A 16,412-nucleotide genomic window follows, 5' to 3' on the forward strand; every position below is an offset into this window, starting at 1 on the left:
GTCAGTGACGCGTGCCGACGCTCCGGAACGCGTACGTCACGAACAGCAGCCCCATGAGCGCGGTGAATGCGAGCAGGCCGATCGCCTCGGCCGGGATGGGCAGCTCGTTGACGACGTGCGACGTGGTCTCGACGGCCTCGGTGATCATGGGGACTCCTCCTGTTGTCTCCCGCGATTATGGCACCGATGCGTGAGCCTGGGTGCGCATCGTGACCTCAGGGACGGATGTGGCCCTCGCCGTACGCGACCCAGGTGGTCGTGGTGAGCTCGCCGAGGCCCATCGGGCCGCGCGCGTGCAGCTTCTGGGTCGAGATCCCGATCTCGGCCCCGAGCCCGAACTCGCCGCCATCCGTGAAGCGCGTCGAGGCGTTGACCATGACGGCGGCCGAGTCGATGTGCGCGACGAAGCGCTGCGAGGCGTCGATGTCGTTGGTGACGATCGCCTCGGTGTGACCGGTCGAGTAGCGCGCGATGTGCTGGAGCGCCTCCTCCATGGAGTCGACCACCTTGACCGCGAGGTCGAGCGACAGGTACTCGGTCGCCCAGTCCTCCTCGGTCGCCGGCACCGTGGGCACGTTCGCCGGTGCGAGGTCCGCCGCGGCATCGTCGGCATGGATGGTGACCCCCGCCTCGTGGAGCGCCTCGAGGATCACCGGCAGGTTGTCCGCGCAGTCCTTGTGGACCAGCAGCGTCTCCGCGGCGTTGCACACGCCGACGCGATGGGTCTTGGAGTTGAGCACGATCGCGAGCGAGCGCTCGAGCGGCGCGGAGGCGTCGAGGTAGACGTGGCAGTTGCCCTCGCCGGTCTCGATCGCGGGCACCGTGGACTCGCGGACCACGGTCTGGATGAGGTCGCGGCCGCCGCGCGGGACCAGCACATCGACCAGCCCGCGCGCGTTCATCAGCACCTTCGCGCCGGGGCGCCCGTACGCGTCGATCGACTGCACGGCGTCGCGGGGCAGGCCCACGGACTCGAGAGCGTCCTGGAGCACGGCGACGATGACCTCGTTGGAGCTCGCTGCCGCCGAGCCGCCGCGCAGCACCGCCGCGTTGCCGGACTTGAGCGACAGCCCCGCGGCGTCGACGGTGACGTTGGGCCGCGCCTCGTAGATCATGCCGACCACGCCCATCGGGACGGCCTTCTGGATGAGGCGGATGCCGTTGGGAAGCGTCGAGCCGCGCTTGATCTCGCCCACGGGGTCGGGCAGCGTCGCGACGTAGCGCAGCGCCTCCGCGATCTTGGCGATGCGGCCCTCGTCGAGCGCAAGGCGGTCGAGCAGACCCGGGCTCATGTCGTTCGCGCGGCCCCGCTCGAGGTCCTCGGCGTTCGCCTCGACGATGCGTGCCGCCTGGGCGACCAGCGCATCGGCCATCGCGTGCAGGGCGTCGTTCTTGACGGTCGTGGTGGCCGTCGCGAGCGCGCGGGACGCGAGCTTCGCTCGGCGGCAGGCCTCGAGGACGGCGGACTCGATGTCGGTGGGGATCGCGGTCTCGGTCATGTCTGTCGAGTGTAGGAGCCCGGAAGGTGCCTGCCCAGGGCGAGGTGGCACCTTCCCCCTTCCCCCCTCCTGACAGCAGCAACGGATCTCGCGGCGACACGCCGCGCTGCATAGCGCGACGGGGCCGACACGCCGTCAACCCGGGACACGTTCCGTTGGAACTGTCGGGGAAGGCTGTCAGCGGGCTACAGCACCACGAGGTGGTCGATGTGGATGAGCTCGCGCGCATACGCCTCGCCCAGCACCTCGCCGAGCGCCTCCGTGGAGAGCCCCTTCATGCGGTCGGCCTCGTCGGAGGAGAACCCGGCGAAGCCGCGCGCGACCAGCGCGCCGTCGAGCGCGATCAGGTCCACCGGCTCCCCCGCCTCGAAGTCGCCCCGGATCTCCACCACGCCTGCCGCGAGCAGCGACGCCTGACGGCCGCGCAGCGCCCGCACCGCGCCGTCGTCGAGGACGATGCCTCCGCGGGTCTTCGCGGCGTCCGCGAGCCATTGGAGGCGCGTGGTCTCGGCCTTGCCCGTGGGGTGGAACAGCGTGCCCACGTCCTCCCCCGCGACGGCGCGTGCCGCATCGTGCGCCCCGGCGAGGACCACCCGCACGCCCGACGCCGTCGCGAGCGACGCGGCCTCGATCTTGGTGATCATGCCGCCGGTGCCCACCGCCGAGCCGCGACGGGAGATGTCGATCCCGTGGAGGTCCTCGGCGCCCCGCACCTCCGAGATCCGGCTGGCCCCAGGACTGTCGGGCGCGGCCGTGTAGAGCGCGTCCACGTCGGTGAGCAGCACCAAGGCGTCGGCCCGGACGGCCGTCGCGACCAGCGCCGCGAGGCGGTCGTTGTCGCCGAACCGGATCTCGTCCGTCGCGACCGTGTCGTTCTCGTTGATGATGGGCACCACGCCGAGCGCAAGGAGCGACTCGAGCGCGCGGCGGGCGTTGCCGTAGTGCGCGCGGCGGACCATGTCATCCGCCGTGAGCAGCACCTGGCCGACCGTGAGCCCGTATCGCGCGAACGCGACCGTGTACGCGTGCACCAGCTTGCCCTGTCCCACCGACGCCGCGGCCTGCTGCAGCTCGAGGTTGGTGGGCCGCGCGCTCAGCCCGAGCGGACCGATTCCCGCCGCGATGGAGCCCGAGGTCACCAGCAGCACCTCGCGGCCGCCGACCCGGGCCTCGCCCAGCACATCGACCAGCGCGCCCAGGCGGGCCTCGTCGAGCTGTCCCCCCGGCCCGGTGAGCGACGACGACCCGACCTTGACGACGATGCGCCGTGCCTGCGCCACAGCGGTGCGCGCCTCGCTCACGTGACCTCCCGGGGGACGGATACCTGCGAGAAGGCTACTCGTCGTCCTGGGACGGATCGGTCCAGTGGCCCGCGTCGCGCTCGGTCCACAGCTCCTTGCGAGCCGCGGCGCGCGCGTCCATGGTCTCCTTGTGCTCCTGGCGCTTCTCAGCACGCGTCGCACGGTGGTGACGCTCGTGCTGCTCGATGCGAAGGTCGGAGCCGCGCTGGCCCAGCAGCTCGGCGCCGGCCATCATGGTCGGCTCCCAGTCGAACATGATGCCGCCCTGGCGCGGACCGATGACGACCTCGCAGCCGGGGGTCGCGCCCGCCTTGAACAGCCGCTCCTCGACGCCCGCCTTGGCGAGGCGGTCGGCCAGGTAGCCCACGGCCTCGTCGTTGGCGAAGTTGGTCTGCTTGACCCAGCGCTCGACCTTGGCGCCGCGCACCTGGTAGTAGTCCTCGGCGCCGTCGCGCACATGCGTGACGGTGAAGCCGGACTCGTCGACGGCCTTGGGCCGGATGACGATGGGCGCCTTCTCGAGGACGGGCACCTTCGCGCGCTCCTCGGCGACCATCGCGGCGAGCGCGAAGCCCAGCTCGCGTAGGCCCTCGTGGCTCACGGCGCTGACCTCGAAGATGGGCATCCCGCGCTCCTCGAGCTCGGGCCGCACGATCTCGGCGAGGTCCTTGCCGTCGGGGATGTCGATCTTGTTGAGGATGATGATCTGCGGACGCTCGGCGAGCGGCACGCCGCTGATCGCCTCGTCGCCCGAGTACGCGCGCAGCTCCTTCGAGATGATGTCGAGGTCGCGCAGCGGGTCGCGCTCGGTCTCGAGGGTCGCGGTGTCGAGCACATGCGCGATCACCGAGCAGCGCTCGATGTGGCGCAGGAAGTCGTGTCCCAGGCCCTTGCCCTCGGAGGCACCCTCGATGAGGCCGGGCACGTCCGCGATCGTGTACTTGGTCCCGCCCGACTCCACGACGCCCAGGTTGGGCACCAGCGTGGTGAACGGGTAGTCCGCGATCTTGGGGCGCACGCGGCTCATCGCGGCGATGATCGACGACTTGCCCGCGCTCGGGAAGCCCACGAGCGCGACGTCGGCGATGGACTTGAGCTCGAGGACGGCGGTCGCCTCCTCGCCCGGCTCGCCCAGCAGCGCGAAGCCGGGGGCCTTGCGCTTCTGCGTGGCCAGGGCCGCGTTGCCCAGGCCGCCGCGGCCGCCCTGCGCGAGCACGTGCTCGGCGCCTTCGCCGACCAGGTCCGCGAGGACCTCGCCGTCCTTGGTCTTGACGATGGTGCCGCTCGGCACGCCCAGGCGCAGGTCGGCGGCGTTCGCGCCGTGGCGCATGTCGCCGGCGCCCTGCTTGCCGTTCTCCGCGGTGCGGTGCGGGGCGTGGTGATAGTCGAGCAGCGTGGTGACCTGCGGGTCGACCACGAGGATGACGGAGCCGCCGCGGCCGCCGTTGCCGCCGTCGGGGCCGCCGAGCGGCTTGAACTTCTCGCGGTGCACGGAGGCGACGCCGTGGCCACCGTTGCCCGCCGTGACGTGAAGCGTCACGCGGTCGACGAACGATGCCATGGGTGCCTCCTGAGACGTGGCCGGACGGTGCGCGCTCGAGCGGGCGCCGCATCGTCCTCAGCCTAGATATGAGTCAGGGGCGTCGCCTCGCGGCGCCGCCCCTGACTGGTAAAGCTCTGTGATCGAGTGCTTACGCCTCGACGATGTCGATGACCTTGCGGCCACGACGCTGACCGAACTGCACCGCACCGGCGGTCAGCGCGAACAAGGTGTCATCCTTGCCACGACCGACGTTGAGGCCGGGGTGGAAGTGGGTGCCACGCTGGCGGACGATGATCTCGCCGGCGTTGACGACCTGACCACCGAAGCGCTTCACGCCCAGGTACTGGGCGTTCGAGTCACGACCGTTGCGCGAGGAGCTCGCGCCCTTCTTGTGTGCCATGAGTGTCTCCTCGCTTACTTGATGCCGGTGACCTTGAGGCGCGTGAGGTCCTGGCGGTGACCAATGCGCTTGCGGTAACCAGTCTTGTTCTTGTACTTGAGGATGGTGATCTTCGGGCCGCGCTCGTCGCGCACCACCTCAGCGGTCACCTTCACCTTGGAGAGCGCCTTCGCGTCGGCGGTGACCTTGTCACCGTCGACGAGCAGCACCGGAGCGAGCTCGACGGTCGAACCGGCGTCTGCCTTCAGACGGTCGACCACGACGATGTCGCCCACGGAGACCTTCTCCTGGCGGCCACCGGCCTTCACAATCGCGTACACCATGATTTTTCCTCGTGAAACTCGTTGATGAACCCCAGACGGGGTCAGATTTCCTGCCGCAGCCGCTCCCCAGAGGGCGCAGGCAGGGCCTCAGCGCTCGGCGCGCCGACGTACAAATGTACCCGCTTCACCACGGCTCGGTCAAACCGAGAGCCATGATCGGCGAGTCGCCACCCCGGCCGCGTTGACGGCCTCCGAGGAGCTCGTTGCGACATGCCGTCGCCGGCACGTCCGGGGACCATCCTACCGGGCCCGCAGGGCCCGCCTGGCCCCGGAAGCGCCTCGCCGCGCTCCTGGGCCCGGAGATGCGACGAGGCGCGTCCCTCGCGGGACGCGCCTCGTTCACGATGCAGCGGGACGGGCCTACCGGCCGTCCTCCTGCACGTCGGGCTCAGGCAGCACGATGGGCACGTCGATGACCTTGTCCGCGTCGCCCGCGTCCGTCACGACCTCGTCGTGGTGGTGCGCCTTCTCGGCGGCCGCGGCGATCGAGGCGAGGGTCGCCTTGACGGCGGCACGGGCCTCCTCGCGGTCGTCGAGCGCGTGGGTCTCCCCCTGCACGGGACCGTGGTGGACCTCGGGCTCGGGTTGCTTGGGCTCAGGCTGCGGCTGCTTCTGCTGCTGCCCGCCCTGCTGGCCCTGGCTCTGACCCCTGTTCTGCTGCCCGCCACGCGAGCCGCGCGAACGGCGCGCCTCGGGCTGCTTCTCGCTCGCCTCGGCCACGGGCTCGCCGTGGACCAGGAAGCCGCGGCCCTTGCAGTGCTCGCAGGTCTCGGAGAACGCCTCGACCAGGCCCTGGCCCACGCGCTTGCGCGTCATCTGCACCAGGCCCAGCGAGGTGACCTCGGCCACCTGGTGCTTGGTGCGGTCACGGCCCAGGCATTCGATGAGGCGGCGCAGCACACGGTCGCGGTTGGCCTCGAGCAGCATGTCGACGAAGTCGATGACGATGATGCCGCCGATGTCGCGCAGACGCAGCTGGCGGACGATCTCCTCGGCCGCCTCGAGGTTGTTGAGCGTCATCGTCTCCTCGAGCGTGCCGCCCTTGCCGACGAACTTGCCCGTGTTGACGTCGATGACCGTCATCGCCTCGGTGCGGTCGATGACCAGCGAGCCGCCCGAGGGCAGCCAGACCTTGCGGTCCATGCCCTTGGCGAGCTGCTCGTCGATGCGGGACTCCGCGAACACGTCGCGGTCGCCCGTGAACTTGTGCAGGCGCGGCATGAGGTCCGGCGCGACCTGGCCGACGTACATGGACAGCGAGTTCCACGTGTCGTCGCCCTGGATGGTGAGCGAGTCGAAGTCCTCGTTGAAGATGTCGCGCACCACGCGGATGGCCATGTCGGGCTCGCCGCGCAGCAGCTTCGGCGCCTTGGTGCCGGGCTTCGACTCGTCGAGGATGGTCTGCCACTGGCGCTTGAGGCGCTCGACGTCCGCGCGGAGCTCCTCCTCCGAGGCGCCCTCGGCCGCGGTGCGCACGATCACGCCCGCGTCGGACGGGATGACCTCGCGCAGCAGCTTCTTGAGGCGGTTGCGCTCGGTGTCGGGGAGCTTGCGGGAGATGCCGGTGACACCGCCGCCGGGCACGTAGACCAGGAAGCGGCCCGCGAGCGAGATCTGCGAAGTGACGCGGGCGCCCTTGTGGCCGATCGGGTCCTTGGTGACCTGCACCATGACCGTGTCGCCGGGCTTGAGCGCGAGCTCGATGCGCTTGGCCTTGCCCTCGAGGCCCGCGGCGTCCCAGTTGACCTCGCCGGCGTAGAGCACGGCGTTGCGGCCGCGGCCGATGTCGACGAACGCGGCCTCCATACCGGGCAGCACGTTCTGGATGCGGCCCAGGTAGACGTTGCCCGCCATCGACTGCTGCGCCTGGTGGGACACGTAGTGCTCGACCAGGACATCGTCCTCGAGCACGGCGATCTGGACGCGGCCGTCCTTCTCGCGCACCACCATCGAGCGCTTGACGGACTCGCGACGCGCGAGGAACTCGGCCTCGGAGATCACGGGCCGGCGGCGCTGGCCGTCGCGGGAGTCGCGACGACGCTGGCGCTTGGCCTGGAGACGGGTCGAGCCCTGGAGCTGGTCGTCGCTCGAGGACGAGGAGCCCCCGGAGGAGCCGGAGCCCGAGCCGGAACGCGAGCCGCGGCTGCGGCGGCGACGGCGACGCGAGCCGCCCTCACCCTCGCCGTCGCCCTCGCCCGGGGCGTCGGCCTGGTCGCCCTCGGCCTGCTCTGCGGCCTTGTCGGACTCGGCGGGCTCGACGGAAGCGTCCTCGCCGCCCTCGGTGGCCTCGCCGCCCTCGCCGGGCTTCTTCTTGCCACGGCCGCGACCGCCACGGCGACGGCGACGGCGCGCCGCGCCCTCGGAGTCGTCGTCGGAGCCGTCGTCGCCCTGGGACGGGGCCTCGGATGCGTCGGCGGCCTTCTCGGACGCCTTCGCCGCAGGCTTGTCGGCGGGCTTGTCCGCCGCCTTGTCGGAGCCCTCGGGCTTCTCGGTGGGCTGCTCGCCCTCGGCCTCGGCGGGCTTGTCCGCCTTGGGCTTCTTCTTCGCGGTCGAGCGCTTCCGCTTGGGCTTGTCCTCGCCGCTGTCACCGCCGGCCGATGCGGCGGGCGCCGCGGGCTCGGGAGCCGAGAACGGCGACGCCGCGGGCGGCGTCACCGCGGCAGGCGGTCCGGCGGGCGCCGACGCTCGGCGCGAACGGGTGGGCTCCGGCGCCTGGAACAGCGGCGCAGCCACGGGGCTTTCGGGGGTGGTGTTTTCCTCGCTCACGCGGGTACCTCGAATCGAGACCGCCCACACGCGGTCTCGACATCATCGTCGTTCGCGGCTCACGGATGGTGACCACGGAAGTCTGCTGGTCGCGGCGGACAGCGGCGATGGTGAGCGCCTATCCCCGATTTCCCACCTGCGGCCTGTAGGCCGGCGAGATCGGTCGAGACTGGCTGCTGCGTCCTTGCTGCGTCTGTCGCGCGGTTGACGCCCGGTGTGGCTGGACGTCTGACCTGCCCGCCATTGTGTCACAGGCGGCTCGCATCCCGGGCATCCGCGGGTCCGCGCGCCGCAATTTCCTGCTCGGCACAACGCCGTGATCCCTGACACGAGGCGAGCCGTAGGCGACGATGCTGGTGTCGGCAGGACGGGCGGGACCATCGTCCCGATGCGACGAAGGTCCCTGCGCACTAGTTTCTCTGCTTAAGTAACCAAGGAGGTCCCCGCCCATGGAAGCGCTTGAACTCGCGCGCTGGCAGTTCGGCATCACGACGGTCTACCACTTCGTCCTGGTGCCCCTCACCATCGGACTGTCGGTCCTCGTCGCGATCATGCAGACGGCCTGGGTCCGCACCGGCAACGAGAAGTGGCTGCGCCTGACCAAGTTCTACGGGAAGCTGCTGCTCATCAACTTCTCGCTGGGCATCGCCACCGGCATCGTCCAGGAGTTCCAGTTCGGCATGAGCTGGTCCGAGTACTCGCGCTTCGTCGGCGACGTGTTCGGCGCCCCGCTCGCGATGGAGGCGCTGCTCGCGTTCTTCCTCGAGTCGACCTTCCTGGGGCTGTGGATCTTCGGCTGGGACCGGCTGCCCAAGAAGCTGCATCTGCTCACCGTGTGGGCCTTCGCGATCGGCTCGACGCTCTCGGCCTACTTCATCATCGCCGCCAACTCGTGGATGCAGCACCCCGTCGGCGCCGAGTACAACCCCGAGACGGGCCGCGCCGAGATGACCGACATCGGCGCCGTGCTCACGAACAACACGACGCTGGTCGCGTTCCCGCACGTGATCGCCACGGCGTTCCTGGTGGCAGGCACGTTCGTCGCCGGCATCGCCGTCTACTGGATGTTCCGCCGTCAGCGCCAGGACGCGGACCACGCCGACCTCCCGATGTACCGCACGGCCGCGCGCTTCGGCGCGCTGGTCATGATCCTGTCGGGCATCGCGGTCATCATCACCGGCGACCTGCAGGCGAAGCTGATGTTCAAGCAGCAGCCCATCAAGATGGCCGCCGCCGAGGGCCTGTGCGAGTCGGAGCAGCCGGCCGCGTTCTCGATCCTCACGATCGGCAACCTCGCGGGCGACGACTGCGAGTCCGTCAACCACATCATCACCATCCCGGGCCTGCTGTCCTACATGGCCACGGGCGACTGGAACGCGGAGGTCACGGGCCTCGACGAGCTCCAGGAGCAGTACGCCGAGCGCTACGGCGCGACGACCGCCGACGGCGAGGAGATCACCTACCAGCCCAACCTCGCGGTGACGTACTGGTCGTTCCGCCTCATGATCGGGCTCGCGGCGTTCTCCGCCGCACTCGCGCTGGGCATCTTCTGGTTCACCCGGAAGAAGGGCGCCGCGCTGCCCAAGTGGATGAGCACGCTCGCGCTCGTGTCGCTCCCGATGCCGTTCGCCGCGGCCAGCTTCGGCTGGATCTTCACGGAGATGGGGCGCCAGCCGTTCGTCGTGGCGCCCAACCCGACCGGATCCGACCAGGTGATGCTCATGACGCAGTTCGGCGTCTCCTCGTCGGTCAGCGCCGGCGAGATCCTCACGTCGATGATCACGTTCACCGTGGTGTACGCCGTGCTCGCCGTGTTCTGGTTCCGCCTCATGCAGCGGTACGCCGTCGAGGGCGCACCGCGGGTCGAGGAGCCCACCGTCCGATCCGACGACGACGCGACCCCGCTGTCGTTCGCGTACTGAGGAGTCCCCGCTCATGTCTCTTCCTGAGTTCTGGTTCATCCTGATCGCCGTCCTGTGGACGGGCTACCTGGTCCTCGAGGGCTTCGACTTCGGCGTCGGCATGCTCATGCCGATCATCGGCCGATCCAACAAGGGCCGCCGCGTGGTGCTCAACACCATCGGCCCCGTGTGGGACGGCAACGAGGTGTGGCTCCTCACCGCTGGCGGCGCGACCTTCGCCGCCTTCCCGGAGTGGTACGCGACCCTGTTCTCCGGCTTCTACCTGCCGCTGCTGCTCATCCTGGTCGCGCTCATCGTCCGCGCGGTCGCGATCGAGTACCGCGGCAAGATCAACGACCAGACCTGGCGCACCCGCTGGGACTACGTGATCATCGGATCCGCGTGGGTGCCCTCGATCCTGTGGGGCGTCGCGTTCGCGAACCTGGTCCGCGGTGTCAACCTCGACGCCGACCACCAGTACGCGGGCAACTTCTTCGACCTGCTCAACCCGTTCGCCCTGCTCGGCGGCCTGGTGACGCTCGCGATCTTCCTGTCCCACGGCGCGATCTTCCTGTCGCTCAAGACCGACGGCGAGATCCGTGAGCGCTCGGAGGCGTTCGCCCGCAAGGCGTCGCTCGTCGCGATCGTGGTGGCCGGTGTGTGGGCCGTGTGGGCGCAGCTCGCGTACTCCCGCAACACGTGGACCTGGGCCGCCGTCGCGCTCGCCGCGGTCGCCCTGGTGGGTGCGTGGTTCTCGACCGTCAAGGGCCGCTTCGGCTGGGCGTTCGTGTCCAACGCGATCGCGATCGTGGGCGCGGTGGTGCTGATCTTCGGCGCGATGTTCCCCAACGTCATGCCGGCGCTCGACGAGGCGAACTCGCTCACGGTCGACAACGCGTCGTCGACCGACTACACGCTCACGGTGATGACCTGGGTCGCGGTCGTGATGACGCCCGTGGTGCTGGCCTACCAGGCGTGGACCTACTGGGTGTTCCGCAAGCGCCTGTCGATGGAGCACATCCCCGAGCACAACGAGCTCACCTTCTTCCCGAAGCGGAAGACCAACGCCTAGATGAAGCCCATCGATCCGAGGCTCATCCGTCGGATCGGCCCGGCCCGCCGTTACATCCTCGTGACGGCGGGCTTGGGCTTTCTGACGGCCCTGCTGATCCTCGCCCAGGCGCTGCTCGTCGCGCGGCTGCTCGCGCCGGTCCTCTCCCCCACCGACCTCACGGACGACGGGCTGCACTGGTGGGGGCGTCTGGTGCCGGAGGGCGCCCGCACCCTCGCGACCGGGCTGAGCCTCCTGGCGCTCGTCGTGCTCACCCGAACCGCGCTCGCCTGGCTCCAGGAGCGCCTCGCGCACCGCGCCGGCGTGCGCGTGATCTCGGAGCTGCGCGAGCGGGTCGTCGCGCATGTCGCATCCCGGGGCCCACGCTGGGACACCGGAGGGCGCACCGCACAGGTCGCCACGCTCGTGACCCGCGGGCTCGACGACCTCCTCCCGTACTTCGTGCGCTACCTGCCGCAGCTCGCGCTCGCGCTCACGGTGACCCCCGTGATGATCGTGGTGATCCTCGGCCTCGACTGGCTGTCCGCCGTGATCGTGGTCGCCACGCTGCCGCTCGTGCCGATCTTCATGATCCTCGTCGGGCTCGTCACGCAGGAGCGCTCCGCGCGTCATCTCGCCGCGATGCAGCGCCTCGGCGCGCGCACCCTGGATCTCATCGAGGGCCTCCCCACGCTCAAGGCGCTCGGCCGTGAGCATGGACCGGCCGCGCGCGTGCGCGAGCTCGGCGACGCGCAGCGGCGCGCCACCATGGGATCGCTCCGGGTGGCGTTCCTGTCGGGCATGGTGCTCGAGCTGCTCACCACCCTCGCCGTCGCGATCGTCGCGGTGACCATGGGCTTCCGGCTGGTCGCCGGAGGCATCGGCATCGAGACCGCGCTCGCGGTGCTCGTGCTCGCCCCCGAGGCGTACCTGCCGCTGCGCAACGTCGGCATGCACTTCCACGCGTCCGCGGACGGCCTCGCGGCCGCCGACGCGGCGTTCACGCTTCTCGACGAGCCGGACGCCGCTCCGGCACGCGCGTCGCTCGGCGACGCTCCCCACCCGCGCGGTCGTGCGATCGACGTCGCCGGGCTGTCGGTCGCGACGCCGGGCGGCGCCCGCCTCGCCCCCGCCGACCTCTCCTTCTCCGCCGCGCCGGGCGCGCTCACGGCGCTGCGCGGGCCCAACGGCGAGGGCAAGTCGACCGCCCTGCTGGCGCTCACCGGCCTCCTCACGCCCGATGCCGGCGCGGTGGCCGTGGGAGGCGTGCCGGTCCTCACGGCGCAGGAGGCCGTCGACGAGGCCTCGTGGCTCGCCCATCTCGCGTGGGTGCCCCAGCGTCCCGACCTCGGTCCCGCGGGACGGACCCTGTCGCTCGGCCAGCGCCAGCGCGAGGCGCTCGCGCGCGCGTTCGACTCGGGCCGACCCGTGGTGCTCCTCGACGAGCCCACCGCGCACCTCGACCGCGCCTCGCGCGGCGACGTCATCGCCCGCATGCGCGCGCTCGCCGACGCGGGCGCGACCGTGATCGTGGCGACCCACGAGGACGAGGTCCTCGCGGCGGCCGACGCGGTGGTCGAGGTCACCGCCGCACGGACCGGGACGCCCTCATGAGCGCCGCGTCCCGCTCCGACCTGGACGTGCTCCGCGAGGCGATCCGCGAGACCGGCGTGTCCCGCTGGGCCGTGGTCCGCGCCGTGCTCGCCGGCACCATGGCGTTGGGCTCCGCGGTCGGGCTCGCTGCCGTCGCCGCGTGGCTCATCGCGAAGGCCGCTCAGATGCCGTCCCCCGCCGACATCGCCCTCGCGGCCACCATCGTGCGCTTCTTCGGCATCTCGCGGGGCCTGTTCCGCTACCTCGAGCGCCTCGCGAGCCACGACGCCGCGCTGCGAGGAGTCGTCACCCTGCGCGAACGCGCGTACAGCCGGCTCGCGGGGTCCGATGCGCACCGGATCCTCGGGCTCCGCCGCGGTGACATCGTCGCCCGCATGGGCGCGGACCTCGACGCGATCGGGGACGTGCTCGTGAGGGCCGTCATCCCCGTCGCGGTCGCGGTGACGGTGTCCGCGATCTCCGTCGGGATCGTCGCCGCGATCCTGCCCCTCGCCGGTGCGGTGCTCGCGGTATGCCTGGTGCTCGCGGGCGCGGTGCCCGCGGTGCTCACGGCGCGCTCGGCGCGCATCGCCGCCGTCGTAGGCACGCGCGCTCGCGCGGAGGTCTCCGCCGCGGCGCTGTCCGCGATGGACGGGGCGACCGAGCATCGGGTCTGGGGCACCCGCGGCGAGGCCGCGGAGGCGCTCGCCCGTGCCGACGTCGAGTCCGAGCGCTCGCACGAGCTCGCTGCGCGACCCGCGGCCTGGGCCGCCGGCTCCCAGGCTCTCTTCTCGGGTATCGCGCTCGTGGCCCTGGTCGCCATGGGCGTCATGGCCGTCCACGCGGGCGACCTCGACGGTCCGCTCGCAGCCGTGGTCGCGCTGCTCCCGCTGGCCGCCTTCGAGGCCGTCGGCGCTGTTCCGCCGGCGGTGCAGCAGTACTTCCGCTCGGCGGCCGCGGCGCGCCGTCTCGCGGAGCTCACGGACGACGCGGACGCCGCCGGGCAGGCGTCGGCCACCTCCGAGGCCTCCACGCCGGACGCCGCGTCGCTCGCGCTCGACGGGCTGAGCGTCGCGTGGCCGGGTATGACCCCGACGCCGCCCGTGACCGCCACGGTCGCTCCAGGCGAGGTCCTCGCCGTCGTGGGACGCTCGGGTGTGGGCAAGACGACGATGCTCGCCACCATCGCGGGCGCGCTTCCGCCGGCGGCCGGGTCCGTGCGGATCGGCGGCACCGACGCCTCCCCCGCGCTCACGGGCTCCGTGGTCGCGATGACCGCCGAGGATGCGCACGTGTTCGGCACCACGGTGCTCGAGAACCTGCGTGTGGCCCGTGGCGACGTGGACGAGGCGGAGGCGTGGGACGCGCTCACGCTCGTCGGCCTCGACGGATGGGTCCGGAGCCTCCCCGACGGCATCGGCACCGAGCTCGGCGCCGGCGGGCGCACCGTGTCGGGCGGCGAGCGCCGTCGGCTCCTGCTCGCGCGGACCAGCCTGGTTCCTGCTCCCGTGGTGCTGATCGACGAGCCGGCGGAGCACCTGGACGACGCGGGCGCGGACGCGCTGCGCGCGATGGTGACACGGATGCGCGGCGAGGGCCGTACGGTTGTCCTCGTCACCCACGACCTCTCGCTCCTCGACCTTGCGGATTCGGTGGTGACCCTCGATGACTGACCCGTCCCCCCAGAAGGAGTCCCGCTTGTCGGACGCCATGACCGATGCGATCGTGTCGCTCAACCTCGAGCTCGACCTCGATCACACGCTCGACATGCTCCTCACGGCGCTCGTCGACCAGACGGGCGCGAAGTTCGCGGCGATCAACGTGCTGGACGACGAGGGCATCAGCGTGGACTTCCACTACAAGGGCATGCCGGAGGGGGTGTGGGAGCACATCAGGCGTGCGCCGAACGCCGTCGGTGTGCTCGGCCAGATCCCCGACGAGGGCACCCTGGTCCTCGCCGACCTGATGCAGCACCCCGCGTTCCAGGGCATGCCCAAGCACCACCCGCCGATGGGCTCGTTCCTGGGCACCGCGCTCCGGGTGCGCGGCAGCGTGTTCGGCTACCTCTACCTCGCGAGCAAGCCGGGCGAGTTCACCCCCGAGGACGAGGCCGCGGTCGAGGCCCTCGCGGCCGCCGCGTCCGTCGCGATCGACAACGCGGTGCTGTACGAGAAGGCCCTTGCGCGCGAGCGCTGGCTCACCGCGTCGCAGGACATCACCACGGCGCTGCTCGCGGACCCGGGCGACGAGGAGGTCTTCGAGACCATCGTCCGGTCCGCGAAGGACCTCGCGGGGGCGGTCAACGTCGCCCTGGTGCTGCCCGGCGTCGACGAGACCTGGACCATGGAGATCACCGCGGGCCCGCGCGCCCAGGATCTGCTGGGCCTCGAGCTGCCGGCGCAGGGGCGCGCGATCGAGGCGATCCGCTCGGGCGAGGGCGTCATCGCGACGGAGCCGCCGGGGTCGATCGTGCTCGAGGCCGTGCAGGAGTTCGGGCCCACCATGTACGCGCCGCTGTCCGCCGAGCACAAGCCGGTAGGCCTGCTCATGCTGTGGCGCGACCGGGGGATGCCGTCGTTCACGTTCGAGGACCTCGAGATCGCGCAACGCTTCGCGACCCAGGCCGCCATGGCGCTGTCCGTCGCGGAGCTGTCGCATGTGAAGAACATGACCACGCTCCTCGAGGAGCGGCAGCGCCTCGCGGACGACCTCCACGACTTCGTGTCGCAGGAGCTCTTCGCGACCGCGATGCAGATCGAGTCGATCGCCTCCGATGTCGAGGGCTCGCTGTCAGCGCGCCTGCTGCGCACGCTCGACCACGTCAAGCGCGCGCAGCGCGAGGTCCGCGGCGTCATGAGCTCCCTGGCCGGCCACCGCACGTCCGAGCCCATCTCCGAGCGCATCCGGCGCGAGATCGTGATGGGGACGGACTCGCTCGGCTTCGCCCCGCGCGTGCAGGTCGACTGGGCGCAGCTCTCCCACGCGATCGCGGGCGATCCGTCGCTGTCCGACGACGTGGTCGCGGTGGTCCGCGAGCTGCTGTCCAACGTCGCGCGCCACTCCGAGGCCTCCGAGGTCTACATGGCGCTGTCGGGTGCGGACGGGCGTGTCTCCGTCACGGTCTCCGACGACGGCATCGGACCCGGCGGCGCCACCAACCGACACTCCGGCACGTCGAACCTCGCCAACCGCGCGCTGCGGCGCAACGGCACCTTCACGCTCGCGCCGTCCCGACCGGGCGCGGTACGACCCGGCACCGTGGCCGAGTGGAACGTCGAGGCCGCCGGACGCTGATCCGCACCTTTCAGACGCCGAACCCCCGGGGCCGATCATCAGGATGATCAGCCCCGGGGGTTCGTGTGGATCCGCGCTCGATCGGTGTGGACGAGCGTGATGCCGGAGGCTAGCCGCGGAACGAGTGCGCGCGCTTCGCGGTGGCCCACGCGACCACCTGCGTACGGCGCTGCAGGCCCATCTTCGCGAGCACGCTCGTGACGTGGTTCTTCACGGTCTTCTCGGCGATGCCCAGCTTCTCCGCGATCTCGCGGTTGGCGAGCCCCGCACCGACCAGGTCGAGCACGCGGCGCTCCATCGGGGTGAGGCGAGCGACCACATCGTCCTCGTGGACCGAGATGTGCTGTCCGTGCTCGCGGCCCGAGGCGGCGTCGCGCACCGCCTTGAGGACCTCGTGCGAGTCCGCCGTCTTCGCGAGGAACACGTCGGCGCCCGCGTTGCGCGCGGCGGCACGTGCCTCGTCGTCGTCGTACGAGGTCAGCACCACGATGTGGGTCTCGGGCAGCTTCGCGCGCACATGGTTGATGACGTCGAGCCCCGTCCCGTCCGGGAGGCGGAGGTCGGAGAGGATCACCTGCGGACGCACCGCCTCGGCGCGGCGCACGGCCTGCGCCACGGTCGAGGCCTCCGCGACGACGGCGATGCCGTCGGCGCGCTCGAGGATGTCGCAGATTCCGCGTCGGACGACCTCGTGGTCGTCGAGCACCAGCACCGTGATGTCAGACATAGGGCAAATGATAC

Annotated in this window: 12 protein-coding genes and 1 pseudogene; 5 read left to right on the forward strand and 8 right to left on the reverse strand. The window is 71.2% G+C overall.

Annotated features, from left to right (window positions below; translation table 11 throughout):
- Position 1: 1 nt before the first annotated feature.
- From AOM00_RS15610 to AOM00_RS08345, 7 genes and pseudogenes are all read right to left on the reverse strand, one after another.
- Positions 2-148: a hypothetical protein gene (locus AOM00_RS15610; protein WP_169746829.1), complete on the reverse strand. Its 147-nt coding sequence runs from the start codon at positions 146-148 to the stop codon at positions 2-4.
- Positions 149-215: 67 nt separating this feature from the next.
- Complete coding sequence (locus tag AOM00_RS08320) at positions 216-1,499, reverse strand: glutamate-5-semialdehyde dehydrogenase (protein ID WP_062517356.1); 1,284 nt, start codon at positions 1,497-1,499, stop codon at positions 216-218.
- Between the two features lie 185 nt (positions 1,500-1,684).
- The gene (gene proB / locus AOM00_RS08325) at positions 1,685-2,800 is read right to left on the reverse strand and encodes a glutamate 5-kinase (protein WP_062517357.1); all 1,116 of its coding nucleotides are present in this window, start codon (positions 2,798-2,800) and stop codon (positions 1,685-1,687) included.
- 34 nt (positions 2,801-2,834) lie between these two features.
- Entirely contained in the window at positions 2,835-4,361 is a 1,527-nt protein-coding gene (gene obgE, locus AOM00_RS08330) for a GTPase ObgE (protein WP_062517358.1), read from the reverse strand.
- A 130-nt stretch (positions 4,362-4,491) separates the two neighbouring features.
- Positions 4,492-4,743, reverse strand: a complete 252-nt coding sequence (gene rpmA / locus AOM00_RS08335) for a 50S ribosomal protein L27 (RefSeq protein ID WP_062303964.1) — start codon at positions 4,741-4,743, stop codon at positions 4,492-4,494.
- Between the two features lie 14 nt (positions 4,744-4,757).
- On the reverse strand, positions 4,758-5,066 hold the full coding sequence (rplU, locus tag AOM00_RS08340; RefSeq protein ID WP_062299802.1) for a 50S ribosomal protein L21: 309 nt from the start codon (positions 5,064-5,066) through the stop codon (positions 4,758-4,760).
- 360 nt (positions 5,067-5,426) lie between these two features.
- Positions 5,427-7,832, reverse strand: a pseudogene (locus AOM00_RS08345) (Rne/Rng family ribonuclease); the annotation flags it as partial.
- 449 nt (positions 7,833-8,281) lie between these two features.
- Here AOM00_RS08345 and AOM00_RS08350 point away from each other — a divergent pair.
- Genes AOM00_RS08350 through AOM00_RS08370 form a run of 5 tightly spaced genes read left to right on the forward strand, consistent with a single transcriptional unit; the run spans position 8,282 to position 15,671 of the window.
- Entirely contained in the window at positions 8,282-9,754 is a 1,473-nt protein-coding gene (locus AOM00_RS08350; RefSeq protein ID WP_062517360.1) for a cytochrome ubiquinol oxidase subunit I, read from the forward strand.
- Between the two features lie 13 nt (positions 9,755-9,767).
- Positions 9,768-10,805, forward strand: coding sequence for a cytochrome d ubiquinol oxidase subunit II (cydB, locus tag AOM00_RS08355; protein ID WP_062517361.1), 1,038 nt, complete (start codon positions 9,768-9,770; stop codon positions 10,803-10,805).
- The gene (locus AOM00_RS08360; protein ID WP_062517362.1) at positions 10,806-12,398 is read left to right on the forward strand and encodes an ABC transporter ATP-binding protein/permease; all 1,593 of its coding nucleotides are present in this window, start codon (positions 10,806-10,808) and stop codon (positions 12,396-12,398) included.
- Positions 12,395-14,050, forward strand: coding sequence for a thiol reductant ABC exporter subunit CydC (gene cydC, locus AOM00_RS08365; protein ID WP_062517363.1), 1,656 nt, complete (start codon positions 12,395-12,397; stop codon positions 14,048-14,050). The genes AOM00_RS08360 and cydC overlap by 4 nt, the downstream gene beginning before the upstream one ends.
- Before the next feature lie 25 nt (positions 14,051-14,075).
- A complete protein-coding gene (locus AOM00_RS08370; protein ID WP_169746830.1) occupies positions 14,076-15,671 on the forward strand; it encodes a GAF domain-containing sensor histidine kinase in 1,596 nt (531 codons plus the stop codon).
- A 109-nt stretch (positions 15,672-15,780) separates the two neighbouring features.
- Here AOM00_RS08370 and AOM00_RS08375 read toward each other — a convergent pair whose 3' ends face one another.
- Positions 15,781-16,398, reverse strand: coding sequence for a response regulator (locus AOM00_RS08375; RefSeq protein WP_062299823.1), 618 nt, complete (start codon positions 16,396-16,398; stop codon positions 15,781-15,783).
- Between the last annotated feature and the right edge of the window lie 14 nt (positions 16,399-16,412).

Source organism: Demequina gelatinilytica, from assembly GCF_000971115.1.
Lineage (GTDB): Bacteria > Actinomycetota > Actinomycetes > Actinomycetales > Demequinaceae > Demequina > Demequina gelatinilytica.